Source organism: Actinomadura sp. WAC 06369 (assembly GCF_003947565.1).
GTDB lineage: Bacteria > Actinomycetota > Actinomycetes > Streptosporangiales > Streptosporangiaceae > Spirillospora > Spirillospora rifamycini.
Genome location: NZ_QHJN01000142.1, coordinates 1 through 21,279 on the forward strand (window position 1 = coordinate 1; position 21,279 = coordinate 21,279).

The 21,279-nt window shown below is 74.2% G+C and carries 21 protein-coding genes and 1 pseudogene; 11 read left to right on the plus strand and 11 right to left on the minus strand.

What is annotated here, in order from left to right:
• Positions 1 to 140: 140 nt before the first annotated feature.
• Positions 141 to 1,844, minus strand: coding sequence for a sialidase family protein (locus DMH08_RS29975; RefSeq protein WP_125619270.1), 1,704 nt, complete (start codon positions 1,842 to 1,844; stop codon positions 141 to 143).
• Positions 1,845 to 2,049: 205 nt separating this feature from the next.
• On the opposite strand from DMH08_RS29975, the gene DMH08_RS29980 reads away from it, so the two are divergent.
• Positions 2,050 to 2,988 (plus strand): Rieske 2Fe-2S domain-containing protein, encoded by a 939-nt coding sequence (locus DMH08_RS29980; protein ID WP_125619272.1) that lies wholly within the window; start codon positions 2,050 to 2,052, stop codon positions 2,986 to 2,988.
• 51 nt (positions 2,989 to 3,039) lie between these two features.
• Here the strand turns inward: DMH08_RS29980 and DMH08_RS29985 are convergent, their stop codons facing one another.
• Entirely contained in the window at positions 3,040 to 3,771 is a 732-nt protein-coding gene (locus tag DMH08_RS29985; protein WP_034520537.1) for a FadR/GntR family transcriptional regulator, read from the minus strand.
• A gap of 172 nt (positions 3,772 to 3,943) precedes the next feature.
• On the opposite strand from DMH08_RS29985, the gene DMH08_RS29990 reads away from it, so the two are divergent.
• The 7 genes from DMH08_RS29990 to DMH08_RS30020 are packed head-to-tail and all read left to right on the plus strand — an operon-like array spanning position 3,944 to position 12,065.
• Entirely contained in the window at positions 3,944 to 5,530 is a 1,587-nt protein-coding gene (locus DMH08_RS29990; RefSeq protein ID WP_233617893.1) for an ABC transporter substrate-binding protein, read from the plus strand.
• A gap of 33 nt (positions 5,531 to 5,563) precedes the next feature.
• Positions 5,564 to 6,523 carry an ABC transporter permease gene (locus DMH08_RS29995; protein WP_125619276.1) on the plus strand — a complete coding sequence of 320 codons (960 nt, stop codon included), beginning with the start codon at positions 5,564 to 5,566 and terminating at the stop codon, positions 6,521 to 6,523.
• Positions 6,520 to 8,532 carry a dipeptide/oligopeptide/nickel ABC transporter permease/ATP-binding protein gene (locus DMH08_RS30000; RefSeq protein WP_125619278.1) on the plus strand — a complete coding sequence of 671 codons (2,013 nt, stop codon included), beginning with the start codon at positions 6,520 to 6,522 and terminating at the stop codon, positions 8,530 to 8,532. Before DMH08_RS29995 ends, DMH08_RS30000 begins: the two co-directional genes overlap by 4 nt.
• Positions 8,529 to 9,545 (plus strand): oligopeptide/dipeptide ABC transporter ATP-binding protein, encoded by a 1,017-nt coding sequence (locus DMH08_RS30005; RefSeq protein ID WP_199748080.1) that lies wholly within the window; start codon positions 8,529 to 8,531, stop codon positions 9,543 to 9,545. The genes DMH08_RS30000 and DMH08_RS30005 overlap by 4 nt, the downstream gene beginning before the upstream one ends.
• Positions 9,542 to 10,483: a dihydrodipicolinate synthase family protein gene (locus DMH08_RS30010; RefSeq protein WP_026404909.1), complete on the plus strand. Its 942-nt coding sequence runs from the start codon at positions 9,542 to 9,544 to the stop codon at positions 10,481 to 10,483. Before DMH08_RS30005 ends, DMH08_RS30010 begins: the two co-directional genes overlap by 4 nt.
• Positions 10,480 to 11,379: an ROK family protein gene (locus DMH08_RS30015; RefSeq protein ID WP_125619279.1), complete on the plus strand. Its 900-nt coding sequence runs from the start codon at positions 10,480 to 10,482 to the stop codon at positions 11,377 to 11,379. Before DMH08_RS30010 ends, DMH08_RS30015 begins: the two co-directional genes overlap by 4 nt.
• Positions 11,376 to 12,065: a putative N-acetylmannosamine-6-phosphate 2-epimerase gene (locus tag DMH08_RS30020; protein ID WP_125619281.1), complete on the plus strand. Its 690-nt coding sequence runs from the start codon at positions 11,376 to 11,378 to the stop codon at positions 12,063 to 12,065. The genes DMH08_RS30015 and DMH08_RS30020 overlap by 4 nt, the downstream gene beginning before the upstream one ends.
• 45 nt (positions 12,066 to 12,110) lie before the next feature.
• Here the strand turns inward: DMH08_RS30020 and DMH08_RS30025 are convergent, their stop codons facing one another.
• Positions 12,111 to 13,049, minus strand: a complete 939-nt coding sequence (locus tag DMH08_RS30025) for an alpha/beta hydrolase (protein ID WP_125619283.1) — start codon at positions 13,047 to 13,049, stop codon at positions 12,111 to 12,113.
• Positions 13,050 to 13,149: 100 nt separating this feature from the next.
• Here DMH08_RS30025 and DMH08_RS30030 point away from each other — a divergent pair, with 100 nt between their 5' ends.
• Together DMH08_RS30030 and DMH08_RS30035 are read left to right on the plus strand one after the other, a co-directional pair.
• On the plus strand, positions 13,150 to 13,410 hold the full coding sequence (locus DMH08_RS30030) for a type II toxin-antitoxin system Phd/YefM family antitoxin (protein WP_125619285.1): 261 nt from the start codon (positions 13,150 to 13,152) through the stop codon (positions 13,408 to 13,410).
• Positions 13,407 to 13,661, plus strand: coding sequence for a Txe/YoeB family addiction module toxin (locus tag DMH08_RS30035; RefSeq protein WP_125619287.1), 255 nt, complete (start codon positions 13,407 to 13,409; stop codon positions 13,659 to 13,661). The genes DMH08_RS30030 and DMH08_RS30035 overlap by 4 nt, the downstream gene beginning before the upstream one ends.
• A gap of 92 nt (positions 13,662 to 13,753) precedes the next feature.
• Here the strand turns inward: DMH08_RS30035 and DMH08_RS30040 are convergent, their stop codons facing one another.
• The 4 genes from DMH08_RS30040 to DMH08_RS30055 all read right to left on the minus strand — a co-directional run bounded on the left by DMH08_RS30040 (position 13,754) and on the right by DMH08_RS30055 (position 17,012).
• Positions 13,754 to 15,106, minus strand: coding sequence for a flotillin family protein (locus DMH08_RS30040; RefSeq protein WP_026404913.1), 1,353 nt, complete (start codon positions 15,104 to 15,106; stop codon positions 13,754 to 13,756).
• 167 nt (positions 15,107 to 15,273) lie between these two features.
• Positions 15,274 to 15,474, minus strand: coding sequence for a hypothetical protein (locus tag DMH08_RS30045; protein ID WP_026404914.1), 201 nt, complete (start codon positions 15,472 to 15,474; stop codon positions 15,274 to 15,276).
• 65 nt (positions 15,475 to 15,539) lie between these two features.
• Positions 15,540 to 16,244, minus strand: a complete 705-nt coding sequence (locus DMH08_RS30050) for a hypothetical protein (RefSeq protein ID WP_034520541.1) — start codon at positions 16,242 to 16,244, stop codon at positions 15,540 to 15,542.
• Positions 16,245 to 16,337: 93 nt separating this feature from the next.
• Positions 16,338 to 17,012 (minus strand): lysophospholipid acyltransferase family protein, encoded by a 675-nt coding sequence (locus DMH08_RS30055; RefSeq protein ID WP_026404915.1) that lies wholly within the window; start codon positions 17,010 to 17,012, stop codon positions 16,338 to 16,340.
• Between the two features lie 414 nt (positions 17,013 to 17,426).
• On the opposite strand from DMH08_RS30055, the gene DMH08_RS30060 reads away from it, so the two are divergent.
• Positions 17,427 to 17,780, plus strand: a complete 354-nt coding sequence (locus DMH08_RS30060; protein ID WP_026404916.1) for an STAS domain-containing protein — start codon at positions 17,427 to 17,429, stop codon at positions 17,778 to 17,780.
• A 39-nt stretch (positions 17,781 to 17,819) separates the two neighbouring features.
• Here the strand turns inward: DMH08_RS30060 and DMH08_RS30065 are convergent, their stop codons facing one another.
• From DMH08_RS30065 to DMH08_RS40430, 4 genes and pseudogenes are all read right to left on the minus strand, one after another.
• The gene (locus DMH08_RS30065) at positions 17,820 to 18,656 is read right to left on the minus strand and encodes a glutamate ABC transporter substrate-binding protein (RefSeq protein ID WP_125619289.1); all 837 of its coding nucleotides are present in this window, start codon (positions 18,654 to 18,656) and stop codon (positions 17,820 to 17,822) included.
• Between the two features lie 28 nt (positions 18,657 to 18,684).
• Positions 18,685 to 20,205, minus strand: a complete 1,521-nt coding sequence (locus DMH08_RS30070) for a hypothetical protein (RefSeq protein ID WP_125619291.1) — start codon at positions 20,203 to 20,205, stop codon at positions 18,685 to 18,687.
• Positions 20,202 to 20,876 carry an FHA domain-containing protein gene (locus DMH08_RS30075; RefSeq protein WP_125619293.1) on the minus strand — a complete coding sequence of 225 codons (675 nt, stop codon included), beginning with the start codon at positions 20,874 to 20,876 and terminating at the stop codon, positions 20,202 to 20,204. The genes DMH08_RS30070 and DMH08_RS30075 overlap by 4 nt, the downstream gene beginning before the upstream one ends.
• 4 nt (positions 20,877 to 20,880) lie before the next feature.
• Positions 20,881 to 21,279: pseudogene (locus DMH08_RS40430) on the minus strand (hypothetical protein); the annotation flags it as partial.

Consider the following 21,279-nt stretch of genomic DNA (forward strand, 5'->3'; position numbering starts at 1 on the left):
TCACCGTCCCCTGGGTGGAGAACTGACCCGCCGTCCACGCGCGAGGCCCGCCCGGTTCCGCCCGGCCGGGCCCTGGGCCCCTGAAGGTGGGCGAGGCCCGGCCGGGCGGAACCGGGCGGGCCTCGCGCGTGGACGGCGGGTCAGTTCTCCACCCAGGGGACGGTGAAGCGGGTGAAGACGATGCCGCCGGTGTCGCCGATCTCGTGGAGGGCGCCCACGGAGCCGTCGGCGAGGACGGCCATGGTGGAGTAGCCGGACGCGCCGGGCTTGATGAGGGCGTGGCGCGGCCAGCTCACGCCGTCGTCCCGGCTGAGGCGGACGGTCAGGTCGGTGCGGGACGTGTCGGCGGTGTTGCTGTGCAGGGCGGTGCCCGTCAGGGCCGGGGTCCCCTGGACGGGCCGCAGGTACGAGATCTCGTCGCCGTTGTTGCCGGGGTCGATGAGGCCGCTCTTCCAGGCCGTCCCCCACGGGGCGGTGACGTCGTCGGCCATCGCGTACCAGCGGTCGCCGCCGGCGTCGTGGCGCAGGTTCTGCGCGACGCGGCCGGTGGCGCGCTGGATCACCTTGCTCTCGTTGACGCCGGCGGCGGCGGTGGTGCCGTTGTGCCAGGTGGCGCCGTGGTCGTCGGAGTAGATGTTCGCTGCGTGCGAGCGGTTGTTCAGGCGGTAGACGATCGGCTGGACGAGGCGGCCGGAGTCGAGCTGGACGCCGTGCCCGGACGACGCGAACATGCCGCCCCACGCGGGGTCGCGGACGACCGGGTTGAGGTCGACGGGGTCGCTCCAGGTGGCGCCGCCGTCGGTCGAGGTGATGTAGGTGATGTGGGTGTTGGTGGTGGAGTTCTCGGAGGTGTCGCCGGGCTGGGAGCCCCAGAAGCCGACGCCGGGCGCGGGGGCGTAGGTGAAGAAGCAGAAGATCTTGCCGGTCTCGCGGTCGACGAGGAGGCTCGGGTCGCCGTAGCCCTGGGAGGTCCTGGCGGGCTTCGCGATGATCTTCGGGCGGGTCCAGGTCGTGCCGCCGTCGGTGCTGCGGGTCATCGCGATCTGGATGTTGTTCGTGCCGCCGCCGAGGTCGTAGCTGCCGTCGACGCGGGCGTCCATGACGGCGACGACCGTCCCGTCGTTGGCGACGGCGAGGCCGGGGATGCGGACCGACTTCGGCGCCTTGCCGAGGCCGTCGATGACGGTCGAGGTGGTGAGGACCTTCTGCGCGTTCATGCCGGGCTCGCCGGAGTCGAGGCCGCAGCCGGACGTGCCGGACACGGACTTCGACCAGGAGCCGGACGACACGTTGAACGTGTACGGGGTCCCGTCGGGGACCGTCCAGTAGAGGCTGTCGTCGCCGGAGCGGGCGGGGACGTCGACCGTCCAGGGGGAGCCGGAGCGGCCGGGCCAGGCGACGGTGAACCGCTTGGCGGTCTCCGAGCGGTTGTCGAGGACCAGGCGGAGGCGGTGCGGGGCGGCGCAGTCCATGGCGGCGCGGACGCTGAGCGCGCCGGAGCAGTCGAGGACGCCGGAGTCGGTCTGGTCGAAGCCCTGCGGGGTCGTCGTGCGGAACGTGTAGGCGGTGCCGGACGGCTTGGTGAAGTGGAAGTGGGCGCGGTCGCCGGGGGCGACGCGGGCGGTCCAGGTGCCCTGGCCGGGCCAGGTCAGGGTGAAGGTCGTGGCGGACGGCGTGTCGTTGACGACCGTCTCCTGGATGCGGCCGGACGTGCAGTCCTGGGAGACGACGGCGGACTGCCCGGTGGCGGCGCGGGCGGGCGGGGCGGCGAGGGCGAGGGCGGTGACGGCGGCGGCGCCGGCCGCCGCGGCTCTGCGGGCTGTGGCGCGGGGGCGCGGGGGCATGTCTTACCTCCGATATGGGACATGGGATGTCCTCTCGCGGGGTGAAGTTAGGCGCGGACGGCGCCCGCGTCAACCCTCGCGCCGCGGCCGTCCCCCGGGCCCCGTGGACGCGCTTCGGGGTTTTCCTGGGCGTCCGCCGGATAGGGAGGCGATGTAACGAGTCGGACGACCACCGAGCGTGACCACGGTGAACGGGGAGGGCCACATGAGCATGCCGCATCGGGCAGCGCGTCGACTGGGGGAGATGGAGTCGCTCGACCGCGTCGCCGAGCCCGCGACCAAGGCGGCCGGACGGGTGGTGCGGCCGAAGGCGGTCCGCAACCTGCTCAGCGGGACGAGCCTGGGGCATGCCCTGCACCCGGCGCTCACCGACGTCACGATCGGCGCGTGGAACATGGCCGCGCTGCTGGACGCCATCGGGGGGCGCGCCGCCGAGCCCGCGGCGGACCTGCTGGTGAAGGTGGGGATCGGCAGCGCGGTGCCGACGGCGCTGACCGGGGTGAACGACTGGTCCGACACCATCGGCCCGGAGCGGCGGGTGGGGCTGGTGCACGCGCTGGCCAACAACGCGGCGCTGGGCCTGTTCGTCGCCTCGATGATCATGCGGAAGCGCGGCGACCGCCGCGCGGGACGGGCGCTCGGCTGGGCCGGGGCCGGGGTGCTGGGCATCGGCGGCTACCTGGGCGGGCACCTGTCGTTCGTCCAGGGCGTCAACGTCAACCGCACCGCGTGGCAGCAGGAGCCGGAGGCGTGGACGCCGCTGCTGGACGACACCGAACTCGCCGAGGGCGCGCCCCACCGGGTCGAGGTGAACGGGACGCCGATCCTGCTCTACCGGGACGGCGGGCGGATCTTCGCGCTGGGCGCCACCTGCACCCACATGGGCGGCCCGCTGGAGGAGGGCACCTTCGAGGACGGGTGCGTCACCTGCCCCTGGCACAGCAGCACGTTCCGGCTGGAGGACGGCGGCATCGTGCGCGGACCGGCGAGCACGCCGGAGCCGCACTACCAGACGCGGGTGCGGGACGGGCGCATCGAGGTCCGCGTCCCGCCGCGGGGCGTCCCGGCGGAAGGCGCCGAGGAGGCCGTGGAGCGGCCGCGGCGGAAGGTCCGCGGGGGCCTGGCGCGGGCGTCCGCCACCTGACCCGCGAGCCGCCCGGCCCGCGGGCCCGCGCCGGCCCGCGGGCGGCGGGGGTCAGTGCCCGGCGGCGCGGAGTTCGAGGCGGTCGCGGATGCCGCGGAAGTGGGCGGCCATCGCGGCGGCGGCCGCCGACCGGTCGCCCGCCCGCAGCGCCTCGTAGATGTCGCGGTGCCGCGCGGCCACGTCGTGCGACTCCTGGACGACCGGGGCGAGGTCGTGCTGCAGGGTGCGGTAGACGTCCCAGAACGCGCCGAGGAGCTGGTTGACGATCGGGTTCGCGAGGGGCCGGTAGAGCAGCTCGTGGAACAGCCGGTCGGTCTCGGGGGTGACCTGCCCCGCGTCGGCCTCGACCTCCATCCGGCGCATCACCTCGTCGAGGTCCGGGGTGCCGGAGTTCAGGCCGCGGTCGATGACCTGGTCGATCAGGCCGCGTTCGAGGATCTCCCGGACGTCGACGAGGTGCGCGAGGTCGTCGCGGCCCTGCCGCTTGGAGATGCGGGCGTGGAAGGTCAGCTCGTCGACCAGCGCGCCGAGCGACATGCTGCCGACGTACATGCCGAAGCCGTGCCGGATCTCTACGATCCCGACGGCCTGGAGGGCCTTGAGGGCCTCGCGGAGCGAGTTGCGGCTGACGTCGAGTTCCTCGACGAGCTCGAACTCGGTGGGCATCGGGTCGCCGACGGCGAGGCCGCGCTCGAGGATGAGCTGCTTGACCCGCTGCTGCACCTCCTCGGTGCGGCTGTTGCGGCTGCTCGTGGTGCGTCCACGCGTGCGACCGACGGTCATCGCGTCCCGTTCCCCCTTCGCGTCCGGTGCGTCCGGGTTGCTCCCGGGCGCCGCGGCCGGCTCGACACTTGACCGGGCCGTTGCCGACGCCTACGGTACACCGACGAGCGACGTTGGATGTCCTACATCCTCCCTCCGTCGCCCTCCCACCCCTCCGACCCCTGGAGACGTCGTGACCGATCTCCCGCGCGGCGCCGGCCTCAACCGCCGCGACTTCCTGCGCTACACCGGCATGCTCGGCGCCGCCGCGGCCATCACCGCAAGCCTGTCGGCCTGCAGCGGCCCGTCCTCCACCGGCGGCTCCGGGAGCGGGACCGGCATCCAGGCCGCCCTCTCCTACGCGCTGTCCGGCGGCTTCGACCCGATGACGTCCTCCAGCGCGGTCGCCACCGCCGCGAACCAGCACGTCCTCGAACCGCTCGTCGACCTCGACCCCGTCACCCGCAAGCCGTTCAACGCGCTCGCCAAGGCCGACCCCGAGCAGGTCGACGACACCACCTACCGGGTCGCGATCCGCGACGGCGCCACCTTCCACGACGGCTCCAAGGTGACCGCCGACGACGTCGTGTTCAGCTTCGAGCGGGTGCTCGACCCCGACAACGAGTCGCTGTTCGCCCAGTTCCTGCCGTTCCTCGACGGCGTGAAGAAGGTCGACGAGCAGACCGTCGAGTTCAAGCTCAAGTACGCGTTCGCGCTGTTCGGCGAGCGGCTGTCGGTCGTCCGGATCGTCCCCAAGAAGATCGTCGAGGCGGACCAGAAGAAGTTCGACGCGCTGCCCACCGGGTCCGGCCCGTTCAAGCTGACGGCCGCGAACGCCGGCAGCGGCCTGAAGTTCGAGAAGTTCGACGCGTACAACGGGCCGCGGCCCGCGAAGGCCCCGACGATGACGTGGCTGCTCATCACCGACCCGTCCGCGCGCGTCACCGCCCTGCAGTCCAAGCGCGTCCAGGTGATCGAGGCCGTCCCGTACCTGAACGTCGAGGAACTGTCGAAGAGCATGGACGTCGAGTCCGTGCAGAGCTTCGGGCTGCTGTTCCTCATGTTCAACTGCAAGAAGAAGCCGTTCGACGACGTCCGCGTGCGGCAGGCGCTGCAGTACGCGATCGACACCGGGAAGATGATCGACACGGCGCTGCTCGGCAACGCCGCCGCCGCGACCGGGTTCCTGCCCGAGGCCCACCCCGACTACGTCCGGGCGTCCACCGTCTACGGGCACGACCCGGCGAAGGCGAAGAAGCTGCTGCAGGAAGCGGGCGTGAGCGGCCTGGAGGTCGAGCTCGTCACCACCGACACCGACTTCGTGAAGGACTGCGTCCCGCTGATCAAGCAGAGCTGGGACGCCATCGGGGTGCGGACGACGCTGAACGTCGGGCAGTCCGGCGGCCAGTACGCCAACAAGATCGACAACGGCAAGTACCAGGTGATGGCCGCGCCCGGCGACCCGTCGGTGTTCGGCAACGACGTCGACCTGCTGATGCGCTGGTTCTACGTCGGGACCTGGCCGGAGACCCGCAGCTACAACTCCGGCACCGCCGAGGCGAAGAAGGTCGTCGAGCTGCTCGACGACGCCGCCCGCGAGACCGACGAGGCCGCGCGCAAGCGGATGTGGGCCGAGGCGATGAACATCGTCGCCGAGCAGGCCGCGCTCTACCCGATCTTCCACCGCAAGCTGCCGACCGCATGGAACGGCGACGCGCTGAGCGGCTTCAAGCCGCTCGCCACGACCGGCCTGTCGTTCCTCGACGTCGGCCGCGCGTGACCGCCTGACCGCAGACGAAACGGACATCGATCCATGGCCACGATCCTGCGGATGGCGCTGGGCCGGCTGCTGCTCCTGGTACCGATGGTGCTGGGCGTCACGCTGCTCGTCTTCGTCGTCCTGAGGTTCTCTCCGAGCGACCCCGCCTACAACGCCCTCGGAGAGGGCTCGACACCCGAGGCGCGCGCCGCGTACGCGGAGGAGAACGGGCTGAACGACCCGCTCCCCCTCCGGTACGCCCGCTTCCTCGGCGACCTGGTGCAAGGCGACCTCGGGGTGACGGCGGCGCCGAGCCGCCCCGTCACCGAGGCGGTCTCGACCGCGTTCCCGCTGACGCTCCAGCTCGCGGTGCTGTCGGTGCTGCTCGGCGTGCTCGTCGCGCTCGCGCTCGGCGTCACGGCGGCGCTGTTCCGGGACCGCTGGCCCGACCAGGTCATCCGCGCCGTGTCCATGGCCGGTGTCGCGATGCCGTCGTTCTGGCTCGGCATCCTGCTGATCCAGTGGTTCGCGCTGCGCCTCGGCTGGTTCCCGACCGGCGGCTACGTCAACCCCGCCGACTCGGTCGGCGAATGGCTGCGCAGCCTCGCGCTGCCCGCCGTCGCGGTGGCGCTGCCGGTCGGCTCCCAGCTCGCCCGCGTCGTGCGCACCGCGATGGTCGAGGAACTCGACCGCGACTACGTCCGGACGGCGGTCGGCGGCGGGCTGCCGCGGTCGGTCGTCGTCGGGCGCAACGTGCTGCGCAACGCACTGATCACCCCGCTGACCGTGCTCGGCCTGCAGATCGGCTACCTGCTCAGCGGCACGGTCGTCATCGAGGCGATCTTCGGGCTGCCCGGCCTCGGCACGCTCATCATGCAGGCCGTCACCGCCGGGGACCTCGCCCTCGTGCAGGGCGTCGTGCTCTGCGTCGCGGTGAGCTTCCTGCTGGTGAACCTGCTGGTGGACGTCCTGTACCTGTTCGCGAACCCGCGGCTGAAGGGAGCGACGCGATGAGCGGTCCGCTCGGTGCGGCGACCGGCGCGGCGTCCCGCGCGGTGCGCCGGCTGCGGCCGGCGTCCCGGGCGGCGCTGGCGCTACTCCTGCTGATCGTGCTGGCGGCGCTGTGCGCGCCGCTGGTCAGCGGGCACGACCCGCTCACCACGGGCGTCGCCGGGCAGGCGCCGTCCGCCGACCACTGGTTCGGCACCGACCGCGTCGGCCGGGACGTCTTCGCCCGCGTCATGTACGGGGCGCGCTGGTCCCTCGCCATCGGCCTCGGCGCCGCCCTGCTCGCGCTGGTCGTCGGGGCGCTGCTCGGCTCGCTCGCGGCGACGTCGCACCGCGCCGTGGACGAGCTGGTCATGCGGTGCCTCGACGTCGTGATGGCGTTCCCGGCCGTCGCGCTCGCCGCGGTGATCGTCACCGTGTTCGGCAAGAGCCTGCCGGTGCTGATCTGCACGATCGCGTTCCTGTACGTGCCGCAGGTCGCGCGGGTCGTCCGCGCCAACGTGATGTCGCAGTACGGCGAGGACTACGTCGCCGCCGAGCAGATCATCGGCGCCGGGCGCGCGCACATCCTGAGCCGCCACGTGCTGATCAACTGCGCGGCGCCCGTCCTGGTCTTCGTCACGATCATCGTCGCGAACGCGATCGTGTTCGAGGCGAGCCTGTCGTTCATCGGCGCGGGCGTCCAGGACCCCGACCCGTCCTGGGGCAGCGTCATCGCCTACGGCAAGGCGCTGGTCCTGTCCGGCGGCTGGTGGGCGACGTTCTTCCCCGGCCTGTTCATCCTCGTGACGGTGCTGGTGCTGAACATCCTGTCCGAGGGCATCTCGGACGCCTGGGCCGCGCCCGCCGACCGCTCCGCCGCGGCGAAGGACGGCGGCAAGGACGGCAAGGGCGGCGACGCCCGCACGGCGGGCCCGTCCGCCGAGCGGGCGGCCGAGCCCGCGCGGGTGCTGAGCGACGGCCTGCACGAGGCCGGGCGGCGCCTCGCCGCACGCGCCCGCCCCCTCCCCGACGGCGAGCCGCTGCTGCGCGTCGAGGACCTCACCATCGCGTTCCCCGACCGCTACGGCGACGTCGACGTCGTCGACCGGGTGTCGCTGGACGTGCGTCCCGGCGAGGTCGTCGGGCTCGTCGGCGAGAGCGGCTGCGGCAAGAGCCTCACCAGCCTCGCGATCATGGGCCTGGAGCCGCGCGCCGCGAAGCTCGGCGGACGGCTGCTGTTCGACGGCCGCGACCTGCGGACGATGCCCGCCCGCGAGCGGCGCGGACTGCTCGGCCACGACATGGCGATGATCTACCAGGACGCGCTGTCGTCGCTGAACCCGGCGATGACGATCCGGGCGCAGCTCCGGCAGCTCACCCGCCGCGGCGGCACCCGCACCCCCGAGGAGCTGCTGACCCTCGTCGGCCTCGACCCGCACCGGACGCTGCGCAGCTACCCGCACGAGCTGTCCGGCGGCCAGCGGCAGCGGGTGCTGATCGCGATGGCGCTGTCGCGCGACCCGCGCCTCGTCGTCGCCGACGAGCCGACCACCGCCCTCGACGTCACCGTCCAGGCCGAGGTCATGCGGCTGCTGCTGCGGCTCCGCGAGGAGCTCGGCTTCGCGCTGATCCTCGTCTCGCACGACCTCGCGCTCGTCGCCGACGTCACCGACCGCGTCGTCGTCATGTACGGCGGGCAGGTCGCCGAGGCCGGCGCCACCTCCCGGGTCGTCGCCGCGCCCCGGCACCACTACGCGCGCGGCCTGCTCGGCGCGGTGCTGTCGCTGGAGACCCCGGACGCGCGGCCCGTGCAGATCCCGGGCGTCGTGCCGTCGCCGTCCGGCTTCCCGCCGGGCTGCCGGTTCGCCGACCGGTGCGCGGCGGCGACCGCCGCGTGCGCCGAGCGGCCCGAGCCGTCCGGCACCCCGGACGGGCACGCGTTCGCCTGCCACCACCCGGCCGGCGCACCCGCCGACGCACCCGCCGACGACGCGGCCGGGCAGGTTCCGGCCGAGACGGGAGAGCAGCGATGACCACCCCCGTGATGGAACTCCGCGACGTCCACGTCCGGCTGCCCGCACGCGGCGGCTCCCCGTTCCGGCGGGACGTCGTGCACGCGCTGACCGGCGCCGACCTCGCCGTCGCGCCCGGCGAGACGGTCGGGATCGTCGGCGAGTCCGGGTGCGGCAAGTCGACGCTCGCGAAGGTGCTCGTCGGGCTGCTGCGCCCGACGTCCGGCACCGTCCTGTTCGAGGGGGACGACCTCGGCGGGCTCCGCCGCGCCGAGCGGGCCGCCCGGATCGGCGCGTCCGTCGGGATGGTCTTCCAGGACCCCGCCACCGCCCTCAACCGGCGGCTGCCCGTCCGCACGATCCTCCGCGACCCCCTCGACGTGCACAAGCGCGGCACGCCCGCCGAACGGGACGAGCGCGTCCGGGAACTGATGTCGCTGGTGGGGCTGCCGCCGTCGACCGCCGCCGCGCTGCCCGCGCAGCTGTCCGGCGGGCAGCGGCAGCGCGTCGCGATCGCCCGCGCGCTGATGCTCGACCCGTCCCTGCTCGTCGCCGACGAACCCACGTCGGCGCTCGACGTGTCCGTCCGGGCGCAGATCCTCAACCTGCTGCTCGACCTCAAGGACCGGCTCGGGCTGTCGATGGTGTTCGTGTCCCACGACATCCAGACCGTCCGCCGCATGTCCGACCGCATCGTGACGATGTACCTCGGCCGGATCGTCGAGGAGGCGCCCGCCGGGACGGTCGCCGCCGACGGCACCCGCCACCCGTACACCCGCGCGCTGCTGTCCGCGACGCCGAGCCTGCTCGACCCGATGGAGCCGATCCGGCTCGACGGGCCCGTCCCCTCGGCCGTCCGGCCCCCGTCCGGCTGCCCGTTCCGCACCCGCTGCCCGCGCGCCGACGCCGACTGCGCCGAGGCGATGCCCGCCTTCGAGTCCGCGGCCGACCCGCTGCACCGGTACCGGTGCCTGCACCCCGTCACCGACCCGTCCGACCTCGCCGTCCCGACCGCCTCCCTGGAGAAACCGTGACCACCGCTCCCGCTCCCACCCGCCTCGGCGGCGTCGTGCCGCCCGTCTGCACGCCGCTCACCCCCGGCCTCGACGTGGACGTCCCGTCCCTGGAACGGCTCATCGACCACCTCGTCGGCGCCGGGGTGGACGGCCTGTTCGTCCTGGGCTCGACGAGCGAGGTCGCGTTCCTGCCCGACGGGCACCGGCGGACCGTGCTGGAGACCGCCGTGAAGCACGCCGCCGGGCGGGTGCCCGTCCTCGGCGGCGTCATCGACATGACCACCCCCCGGGTGATCGAGCACGCCCGCGCCGCCGCCGAGGCCGGCTGCGCCGGGGTCGTCGTGACCGCCCCGTTCTACACGCGCACCCACCCCGCCGAGATCGAGGACCACCTGCGCCGCGTCGCCGCCGCCGTGCCCGTCCCCGTCTACGCCTACGACCTGCCGGTGTCCGTCCACACCAAGCTGGACGGCGCGATGCTGCTGCGGCTCGCCGCCGACGGCGTCCTCGCGGGCGTCAAGGACTCCAGCGGCGACGACGGCGCCCTGCGCACCCTCCTGCTCGCGCAGCGCGACGCCGGGATCGACGGGTTCAGCGTGCTCACCGGCGCCGAACTGACCGTCGACACGGCCGTCGCGATGGGCGTCCACGGGGTCGTCCCGGGCCTCGGCAACGTCGACCCCGCCGGGTACGTGCGGCTGTACCGGCACTGCGCCGAGGGCCGGTGGGACGACGCCCGCGCCGAGCAGGAGCGGCTGCTGCGGCTGTTCGACATCGTCAACGCGGGCGCGACCGACCGGATGGGCCGCGGCTCGTCGGCGCTCGGCGCGTTCAAGGCCGCGCTGCACCTCCTCGGCGTCATCGACCACCCGGTCACCGCGCCGCCGCAGGTGCAGCTCGACGCCGCCGAGACCGGACGGGTACGGGAGCGGCTCGCCGCCGCGGGCCTGCTGTGACCGCCGTCCGGTACGCCGCGCTCGACATCGGCGGCACCAAGGTCGCGGCCGCGCTGGCGGACGCCGAGGGAACGGTCCTGCACCGCGGCCGCGTCCCAACTCCCGAGGGCGGCGGGCAGGCCGTCCTCGCCGCCGCCGCCCGGCTGCTGGACGGCCTCGCCGAGGACGCCCGCGACGGGAGCCGCCCCCCGGGCGGCGGCACCGGCGACCGGCTGCGGGCGGCCGGCGTCCGCGCGCTGGGCGTCGGGGCGCCGGGGGTCGTCGACCCGGCGACCGGGCGCGTCGTGTCCGCGACGGACGTGCTGCCCGGCTGGTCCGGGACGCCGGTGCGGGACGCCCTCGCGGACCTGACCGGCCTGCCCGTCGCGGTCGCCAACGACGTCCGCGCGATGGGCCTCGGCGAGGCCCGGCGGGGCGCGGGCGCCGGGTTCCACCGCGTCCTGCACGTGTCCGTCGGGACCGGCGTCGGCGGCGCGCTGACCACCGGCGGACGGCTCGACGGCGGAGCGCACGGCACCGCCGGGGAACTCGCGCACCTGCTCGTCCCCGAACGGGGGCCGGTGCCGTGCGGCTGCGGGCGGCGCGACCACCTGGAGGCCGCGGTGTCCGGCCCGGCCATCGCGGCCACCGGCGACCCCGGCCGCGCCGGGGCGCTGCTCGGCCGCGCGCTCGCCGGGCTCCTCGCCGTCCTCGACCCGGACGCCGTCGTCGTCGGCGGCGGCGTCGCCCAGGTCGGCGCGCCGTTCCTCGACGCGGTCACCGCCGCGTTCCGTGCGGAGGCGCTGCCGCCGCTGCGCGCCACACCGATCCTGCCCGCCGCGCTCGGCACCGACGCGCCGCTCACCGGCGCCGCGCTGCTCGCCCGAGCCGCCACCGACCACGAGAGGGACGCATGACGCCCGAGGAGTTCGCCGCGCTCGTCCGGAACCGGCTGATCGTGTCCTGCCAGGCGGGGCACGGGCACCCGCTGCGCGACACCGCCGCCCTCACCCGGTCGGCGCGGGCCGCCGAGGCGGGCGGCGCGGCGGCGATCCGCTGCGGCGGCGTCGGCGGCGTCCCGGACGTCGCCGCCATCGCGGACGCGGTCGCCGTGCCCGTCATCGGCCTCACCAAGGACGGGACGGACGGCGTGTTCATCACCCCGACCGTCGAGGCGGCCCGCGCGGTCGTCGCCGCGGGCGCCGCGGTCGTCGCGGCCGACGCCACGTTCCGCCCCCGCCCCGACGGGCGCCCGGTGGCCGAGTCGATCGCGGCCGTCCACGACGCGGGCGCGCTGTTCATGGCGGACGTCGCGACGCTGGAGGAGGGCGTCGCGGCGGCCGAGGCCGGCGCCGACATGGTCGCCACCACCCTCGCCGGCTACACCGGCCCCGGCCCGGTCCCGGACGGCCCGGACATCGGCCTCGTCCGCGCGCTGCGCGCCGCGCTCCCCGATGCCCTGCTCATCGCCGAGGGCCGCTACCACTCGCCCGACGCCGCCGCGGCGGCGATCGAGGCGGGCGCGACGTCGGTCGTCGTGGGCACCGCCATCACCGACCCGCGGTGGATCACCGCCCGCTTCGCGGCGGCCGTGTCGTCCTAGCGGAGAGCGGAGAGGCCCGGCCCCCGCGGGGGCCGGGCCTCCCGCCTACCCGTCGAGGAGGTCGCGCAGGTCGGCGGTGGCTTGGGCCGCGGCGGCCTCGGCCGTCGCGGAGACGCCGCCGAGGCCGAAGAACCCGTGGTTCAGCGTGGGCCACGTCCGGTGCACGACCGGCACCCCGGCGTCCCGCAGCGCCGCCGCGTACGCGTCGCCCTCGTCGCACAGCGGGTCGTACCCGGCGGTGTGGACGACGGCGGGCGCGACGCCCGCCAGGTCGGCGGCGCGCAGCGGCGAGACCCGCCAGTCGCCGCCGGGCCCCGCGTACAGGCCGGCGAACGAGCGCATGCCGTCCAGCGTCAGCCCGTACCCCTCGGCCCGCTTCGCCCGGGACGGGTACCGCGCGTTCACGGCCGGATCGGCGTAGCCGCCCGCGACGTCCGTCACCGGCACGACCAGCAGCTGGCCCGCGAGCGGCACCCCGGCGTCCCGGCAGGCGATCGCGACGGACGCGGCGAGCTGCCCGCCCGCGCTGTCCCCGGCCACGGCCACCCGCCTGTCCCGGGCCATGTGCAGGGCGGCGGCGAGGCAGTCGTCGAACGCGGCCGGGTACGGGTGCTCGGGGGCGAGCCGGTAGTCGACGCCGACGACCGTCCGGCCGGTCCCGGCGGCGAGGCGGCGCATGTGCTGGAGGTGGGTCCGCAGGTCCCCGGCGATCCAGCCGCCGCCGTGGAAGAACAGGATCGCGGTCTCGTCGACCCGCTTCACGGGCTCGATCACCCGCACCGGTACGGCCCCGTCCGGGGCGCCGATTCGCTCGTCGCGCTCGTCCGCCGGGACGAACGGGCCCGCGAGCAGCGCCCGCGAGCGCTCGTTCACCGCGACCGCGTGCCGCCGCGCCCCCTCGACCGACGCGTCCGCGGCCGTGGGATCCAGCGCCCGCGCCCGCAGCCACGCGGCGACGTCCGCATCGAACTCGACTTCCGCCATACACCCCTCCCTAGGACATGGGACATCCTACATTGCTGATCACATCTGCCCTCCCGGGGAAGTGGTACCGTATCTGGTACCAGACTGACGGAGGTCTCCCATGTCCATCACCGCGAGCGAGGCGCGGCGCAGGCTGTTCCCCCTCATCGACGAAGTGAACGACGACGGGGCGCCCGTGGAGATCGTCGCGAAGAACAACCGGGCGTACCTCGTGTCCGCCGCGGAGTACGAGGCCCTGGAGGAGACCGCGCACCTACTGCGCTCCCCGGCCAACATGCGCCGCCTCATGTCGGCCTACCAGCACGCCCTTGAGGGCCGCCACGAGATCCGTGAGCCGATCGACCCCGACGGGGATCAGTGAAACTTTCCTTCACCCCCGAAGGGTGGGAGGACTACACCTCCTGGATCTCCAGCGATCGGCAGGTCCTGAAACGGATCAACCGCCTCATCGACGACGCCCTGCGCGACCCGTACGAGGGCATCGGGAAACCCGAACCGCTGAAGCATGCACTGCAGGGTGCCTGGTCCAGGCGAATCACGGAGGAGCACCGTCTCGTCTATCTCCCGCGAGACGACGAACTCATCATCCTGCAAGCCCGCTACCACTACTGACCAAGGGCGAGCCGCCTCTCGACCGGCGCGGCTCCGGCGCGCGAAGGCCCGGCCGGACGCCGTCGTCCGGCCGGGCCTCGGCGCAGGGGCGGTCAGTCTTCCTTGGGGGATGCGGTCTTGGCGATCTCGGCGGGGAGGGGCGTGTCGGGGGCGTGGCCGTTGGCCGCGGGCTGCGCGGCGGGGGTCGCGTTGAGGTTGCCGAGGAGCTGGCGGGCGACGCCGAGCCCGGTGCCGCCGAGGGTGAGGGCCTTGGCGAGCATGTCCTCGACGCCCTGGGCGCCGTTGAGGACGACCATGTTGTCGACGTTGCCGAACACCTCGGCGCCCGCCTCGACGATCTCCGGCCACTTCTCCGCGAGCTGCTGCGCGATGACCGCGTCGGTGTTCTCGGCGAGGGCCTCGGCCCGCGCCTTGATGGCCTCGGCCTCCGCGAGGCCCTTCTGGCGGATGGCGTCCGCCTCGGCCTGGCCGAGGATGCGGGTGGCCTCCGCCTCCCGCTCGGCCTTCAGCTGCACCTCGGTCGCGGCGGCCTGCGCGTAGGCGATGCGCTCCTCGCGCTCGGCCTCGGCCAGCTTGACCTGCTCGTACGCGCGGGCGTCGGCGGGCTTGCGGACCTCCGACTCGAGCCGCTTCTCGGTGCGCTCCGCCTCCAGCTCGGCGTTGCGGGTCTCGCGGAGGATGACCTCCTGGCGGGCCTGCTGCTCCGCCTGCTGGACCTCACCGTTGTACTCGGCCTTCTTGATCTCCGTGTCGCGGATGACCGCGGCGTTCTCCCGCTCGGTCTCCTGCTCGCGGCGGGTCGCCTCCTGGTTGCGCTCCGCCTCGGCGATGCGGGCCGCGGACGAGACGCGGGCGGCGTGCGGGCGGCCCAGGTTGACGATGTAGCCGGTCTCGTCGTCGATCTCCTGGATCTGGAGGGAGTCGACGATCAGGCCGAGCTTGCTCATCTCGTCGGCGGCCGACATGCGGGTCTCGCTGGTCAGCCGCTCCCGGTTGAGGATGAGGTCCTCGACGGTGAGGTTGCCGATGATCGAGCGCAGGTGGCCGGTGAACAGCTCGTGGATGGCGCCGTCCATGGACGCCTGCTGCTCCAGGAACCGGCGGGCCGCGTTCGCGATCGAGACGAGGTCGTCGCCGACCTTGTAGATGACGACGCCGCGGACGTGCACCGGGATGCCCTGCTGGGTGACGCACTGCACCTCGAGGTTCCCGGCGCGGCTGTCGAGGCGCAGCCGGCGGGCGGTCTGGAAGCCGGGGAGCACCGCGGTGCCCTTCCCGGTGACGATCTTGAAGCCGAGGCTGTCGAGCCCCGTCTCGCTCTTCGAGCGCGCACCGAGACCCGAGATGATCAGCGCCTCGTTCGGCTCGGCCACCTTCCAGATGAGCTTGAACAGGATGATCAGAACGATGAGTCCGACGACGACCGCACCGATGATGATGGCCATCCGGCCCCCTTCCGTGCTCGGGCGGCGGGCCCGATACGGGAGGGCTCGTCCGCGTTACCGATGGGACGCGGCGGGAGCGCGAACGGTTTCGCCGACACGGAAGTTTCCGGCGAACGGGACGAACGTTCACTCGTGCGCGGTCGTCCGTTCCCGGTGCGTTCCGTGCGTCAGCCGAAGGCGGGAGCCACGTAGACGGTCCGCGGGGGCTGGTGCTCGACGACGATGACGAGCGTGCCGACCGAGATCTCGTCGCGGGGGTCGACCGGGTGCGCGTAGAACGCCTCGACGCCGCCGCGAATCGGGATCATGACCTCGCCGACGAGCCCGGGGCCGATCTTGCCGGTGACCCGGCCCTGCTTGCCGATCAACAGTTCTCCCGCCCGTCTTCCGCACTGCCGCTTAGGGGCAGATTATCCGGTGCGCGCCGCGGGTGTCAGGGGAGGAACCGCCCGGCGTGCTCGCGGGCCTCGGCGGCGATGCGCTCGGCCTCGTCCCGGGACGCGTTCGGCCCGACGACGGAGATCGTCGCGAGGTAGTCGCGGCCGCGGAAGACGACGTACCACGCCTTCGTGTGGGCGGTGCCGGCGATCGTCGTGACGCCGACGGTGCGGGAGCCCTGGCCGATGGCGCCGCGCGGCGACTCGGTGACGCGGTGCTCGGCCCACTTCGACCCGAGCCGCGTCCGGAAGGTGAGGCAGCCGGACGGGACGCGCGCGTTGACCTGCTCCTCGGCCTCGTCCGCCGGCATCGCCATGAGGGTCTGGGTCGCGGTCTGGCCGTTGCCCTTGGCGAACGTGACGAGCGCGGCCGGGACGTTCGCGGGGATCCGGCCGCCGGGGCCGCCCGCGCCGTTCCCGCAGCGGGGCTTGTCCAGCTCCACGCCGTCCTGGAGGCGGGCGGCGTTGCGGATGGCGCGGAGCGTCCCGTACTCGCCGAGGTCGGGGTCGCCGCCGCGCTGGTAGCCGGTCAGCTCGGTGAGCAGCGCCTGGGCGAGCTGGTCGGAGGTGTAGCCGATGCCCGCGACCGCGACGCTCCCGCCGCCGCCGGACGTCCGGGCGGGTTCGTCGCCGCCGCACGCGGACGCCGCCGCGGCGGTCAGGGCCGCCGCGAGGACGAGCGGGAGGAGCCGGTGCGCCATGCCCGCGACCTTACGGGCAGGGCGGGCGAAACCGGCCCGGCGACACGCCCGGCGCGGACACCCGGCGGGCGCGGAGACCCCGGCGGGCGGGCGTCAGGTCTGGTGGTCGGCGCGCTCGTTGTAGCAGCCGGCGTAGTCCTGCCCGGAGAGCTTCTGGATGGTCTCGACGATCTCGTCGGTGATGGCGCGGCGGGCCTTGGCCGGGGGCAGGTCGGCGTAGTGGGAGAAGTCCATCGGGGGGCCGATGCGGACGGTCGGGCGCGGGCCGAAGAACCGCGGCCAGGAGGCGCCGATCGGCTGGATCTTCTCGGTGCCCTCCAGCCCGACGGGCAGGACGCGCGCGCCGGACTCCAGGACGAGCCAGCCGATGCCGGTGCGGCCGCGGTAGAGGCGGCCGTCCTGGGAGCGGGTGCCCTCGGGGTAGACGGCGAACGCGCCGCTGTTGTCGAGCACCTCGGCGGCCTGCTCCAGGGCGCCCATGGCGGCGCGCCGGGCGCCGCGCCGGACCGGGACGTGCCCGAGGTTGGTGAGGAACCAGCGGACGAAGCCCTTCTTCAGCCCGCCGCCCTCGAAGTAGTCGGCCTTGGCGATGTAGGTCACCGGGCGCGGCACGGCGAGCGGGATGATGAAGCTGTCGATGAACGACAGGTGGTTGCTGGCGACGATGAGGGGCCCGTAGCTCGGCACGTTCTCCCCGCCCTCCACCTTGGGGCGGAAAAGCAGCCAGAGGATCGGACGCACCACGCGCGTCATGAACGTGTAGAACATCCAGCCTCCCGATTTCGCCAACGCCACTGTAACGCCCGGGTCGATCCCCGCCCGTGCGTCCGCCCCGATTTTCTCACCACGGGGTGAGGGGGAATGGTCGCGGCCCTGGTCAGGGGTCGCGCGGAAGCGAGTTCCCGGGCAGCGGCACCGGTTCTGTGAGATCTATCCCATTGGACGCGGCGCCCATCCGGCCGGCCATTCATTACTGCAAGGTAAGTTTCTGTTGAGTAAGTTTTTGCCCGCGCGGGCGCGCGGCGCCCCCCTCCCGGCGTGTTACGGTCCCGGGGACAAGCTCGGGCGACCTGGCCCTTTCACCGGCAAGCCTTGGATTGCGGGCGCCGAGTAGGTAATGCTGAGGAGTCACCTGAGAGGCCCTGGGGGGACCTCGATGAGCAGGGGCGCGTGGAGGTGACCATGGACTTCGACATCAACCTCATGCGGGACGACCGCTGCACCCTCGTCCGCGTCAAGGGCGACATCGACGTGGTGTCGCGCGAACGCTTCGAGGAGACGCTGCTCGAGGTGGTGGGCGCGGGCGGACCGGTCGTCGTCGACATGCGCGAGGTCACGTTCTGCGACTCCACCGGCCTCAACGTCATCGTCGTCGCGAACCGGCGGGCCCTGGAGCGCGACATCTACCTGGCGCTCGTCGCGCTCCCGCAGCGGGTGCAGCGGGTCTTCAGCATCACCGGCGTCGACAAATACGTCCCGGTCCACGACACGCTCCGCGAGGCCCTCGCCGCCATGCCGTCCGCCACCCGCGGCTGACCGGGCCCGTTCCCCCGGACCGTCCGTCCGGGACGGGCGTCACGAGCAGCCCTCGAACTGGGGGACGCTCGTCGTCAGGTCGAGCCCCGACTCGCCGAACCACTTGCGCAGCAGCCGCTCCGCCGTCCCGTCCTGGTACATCCGGGTGATCGCCCGGTTCACGGCCGCGCACCCCTCCAGATCGCCCTTGCGCACCCCGACGCCGTACTTCTCGTCCGTGAACGGGTCGTTGAGGATCCGGCCCGGCCCGTCCCCCGCGAACCCCGCGAGGATGAGGTCGTCGGTCGAGACGGCGTCGAGGTCGCCGCGCGCGAGCGCCTCCATACACGCCCCGTACGTCGGGTACCGGACGGGCACGGCCGCGACCTCGCGCTCCTCGATCACGCGGCGCCACGAGTTCGACCCCGTCACCGCGCAGATCTCCCGCCCCGCGAGGTCCCGGACGTCCTCGACGCCCGGCAGCCCGGGGCGGACGAGCGTGTCCTGGTGGGCCACGTAGTACGGCCCGGCGAACGCCACCTTCCGCTTGCGCGTCGCGGTGATCGAGTACGTCGCGACGATCATGTCGACGCGGCCCGCGGCGAGCGCCTCCTCCCGGACGGACGAGTTCGTCGTGGTGAACGTGATTCGCTCGGGCGGCACGCCGAGCCGTCCCGCGATGTAGGTGGCGACGTCGACGTCGAACCCCGCGTACGTCCCGTCGGCGCGCTTGACGCCGAGGCCCGGCTGGTCCTCCTTCACCCCGACGACCAGCCGGTCGTTGTCGGCGATGGTGCGCCGCTGCGGGCCGCCGATGCCGCAGCCGGCGACCGGCAGGACGGTGAGGACGGCGAGGGCGGCGGCGAGGGCCGGGGCGGCGGGTCGGGTCGCGCGCACGGGGTCCTCCTGGGTCCTGGTGGCTCGGTCAGCGGAACTCGGCGAGCCGGGGCCGGACGCCGGCGACGGCGAGCAGCGCGGTCGCGGCGACGGCGGCGGCCGGGACGGCGGTCCAGCCGCGCAGCCCGCCGTCGGCGGCGGTGACCGCGTCGTCGAGCGCGTCGCGGTGCACCGACGTCAGCGCGTCCAGCGCGGCGTCGTAGGCGGCGAAGTCGTGCAGGGCGCCGGCGGTGCGGTTCATCCGCAGGCCGATGGCGGCGGCCCGGTCGCCCTCGGCCGCGCGCCGCCGGATCTCCTCGTCGGTCCGCTGGACGGCGAGGTACGCGGTCAGGGTCCGCTTCAGCGCGTCGGCCTCGCGGCCCCGCCGGGCGGCGCTCGCCGCGTCCCCGAAGAAGCCGAGGAACGGGGCGTCCCGCCCGGTGCCCGGCTCGTACGCCGCGAGCGCGCCCTGGAGCGCCGCGTAGTAGTTCTCCAGGTTCAGCGGCCGGTCGCCCATGTCGGGGTAGACGACCGACAGCGACTTGTCGAGGTACACCTGGTCGTAGGTGTCGGCGCGGCCGGGGTCGAGCAGGAAGCGGCTCTCGTCGGCGAACGCGTTGTGGCTGATCGCGCGGGCCCGCGACAGCGCGAGGATCGAGTCGAACCCGTCCTCCTTCGCCCGCTCGATGTGCCCGGCGTGCGCGGTCAGCAGCGCGGCGGCCACGGCCGTGAGCACGACCGTCCCGGCCGTCGCCAGGACGAGCGCGGGGTTCAGCAAGCGCCGGAACGTGCGCGCCAGGTACACCTGGAGCGCCAGCAGGAGGCCCAGGGACACCGCGCCCAGCAGCAGCAGCCACGCCCTCCCGGCCAGGACGTCCGAACGCTCGGTCTCGTACGCCTGCTCGACGCGCGCGCCGCTGTCGAGCGTGATGTTGTACGCCTTCGGGAGGATCTCCAGCTTCATCAGGTCGGTCGCCTGCCGGTACGCGTCGACGACGTCCGGCGGGAGCTCCCCCGGCGGGTGCCCCGCCTGCTCGCTGAGCTGGAGCGCCCGGCCGACGAGCCGCTCGTACCGGCCGAGGCCGTCCAGGACGTCCCGGACGGTGCGGCGCAGCGCGGGGTCGCCGCCGGCGAGCTGCGCGGCCTGCACCGCCGCCGCGTCCGCCTGCGCCCGGCGCTCCTCGTAGATCCGCAGGCTCTCCGCCCGCCCGATGCCGAGCCCGTGGTCGGCGCCGATCAGCAGGACGTTCGACACCTGCGCGTCCATGTCGCTGAGCGCGAAGTACAGGGTGCCGGTGGCGACGACCTGCGGCCCCTCCTCGTGCCCGATCATCCGGACGGAGTCGCGGGCGTCGTCGACCGCGACGGCGAGCACCGCGAGCAGCCCCGCCTGGGCGAGCAGGACGAGCGCGAGCTGCAGGCGGATCCGGCCGGGGATCGTGCTCAGCGTCCGCCGCGTCCAGCCCGTCCGGGCCGGTTCGGACGGGCCGGACGGCGCGGGCCGCGCGGGGGGTTCGGGCGCTTCGGGCGGCTCGTCGGGCGCGGAGTCGCGCGGGGGAGTGGCGGTCATGGCCCGCCCCGCCTCGTCAGGGTGATCGTCGTCCAGGCGCCCACGTGGATGCGGTCGCCGTCCCCGACCGGCACCGGCACCATCGCCTTCAGCGGCTCGACCTCGCCGTTCATGGTGGTGCCGTTGCGCGCGCCGTGGTCGGTGAGCGTCCAGGTGCCGTCCGCGTGCGCGTTGAGGACGGCGTGCAGGTGCGACACGCCGGGGTCGGCGGGCGGCTCGCCGAGGTCGATCGCGGGGGCGATGCCGCGGGACGCGCTGCGCCGCCCGATCCACACCTCGCCGTCGCGCAGCGGGATCCGGCGCTCGGGGCAGTACGGAGGGAAGTCCAGGTCGGGCGCGTCCGGGCCCAGTTCGGCGATCACGGAGTTGTAGTAGGCGCGGTCGGCGCCGACCACGGCGACCCAGCCCTGCGGCGCGCTGACCGGCGGCCGCGGGCCGGGGATGCGCGGGAGGCCCCGGCCGCCCGCGGACGCGCCGTGCTCGGGGGGCCGCGGCTCCTCGAACCGCGTGCCGCAGTTCTCGCAGAAGCGGGCGTCCGGTGTCCGCGGCGTGCCGCAGTGGCGGCAGAACCCGGCGATCGTGCTCGCGGGGATCGTCGCGTCCAGCGGACGGCCGCACACGTCGCAGTACTCCGCGTCCTCGGACCGGTGACCGATCGGGCATACCGGCATGGCCTCAGCTCCCCGCCTCTCCCGGCGGCCCCGCCTGCTCGGCCCGGCGCGCCTCGTCCGATTCGCCGGAATGTTCCGGTTCACTGCCATGATCCCCCGCCGGACCCGGCCGTGTCCGCACCGTCCGCACCGTCCGCACCGACCGGGTGTCGAGCGCCATCTCGTCCGCCTTCGCCACGCCCGACCGCAGCCGCACCGTCCCCGACTCGCCGTCCACCACCTCCACCACCCGGTCCAGCAGCCCCGCGATCTGCTCGTTCCCCACCTCGCGCGCCAGCACCACCGCCCGGCCGAGCCGCCGCGTCGCGGTCTCCTCGTCCCCCGCCCGGCGCGCCTCGTCCGATTCGCCGGAATGTTCCGGTTCACTGCCATGATCCCCCGCCGGACCCGGCCGTGTCCGCAC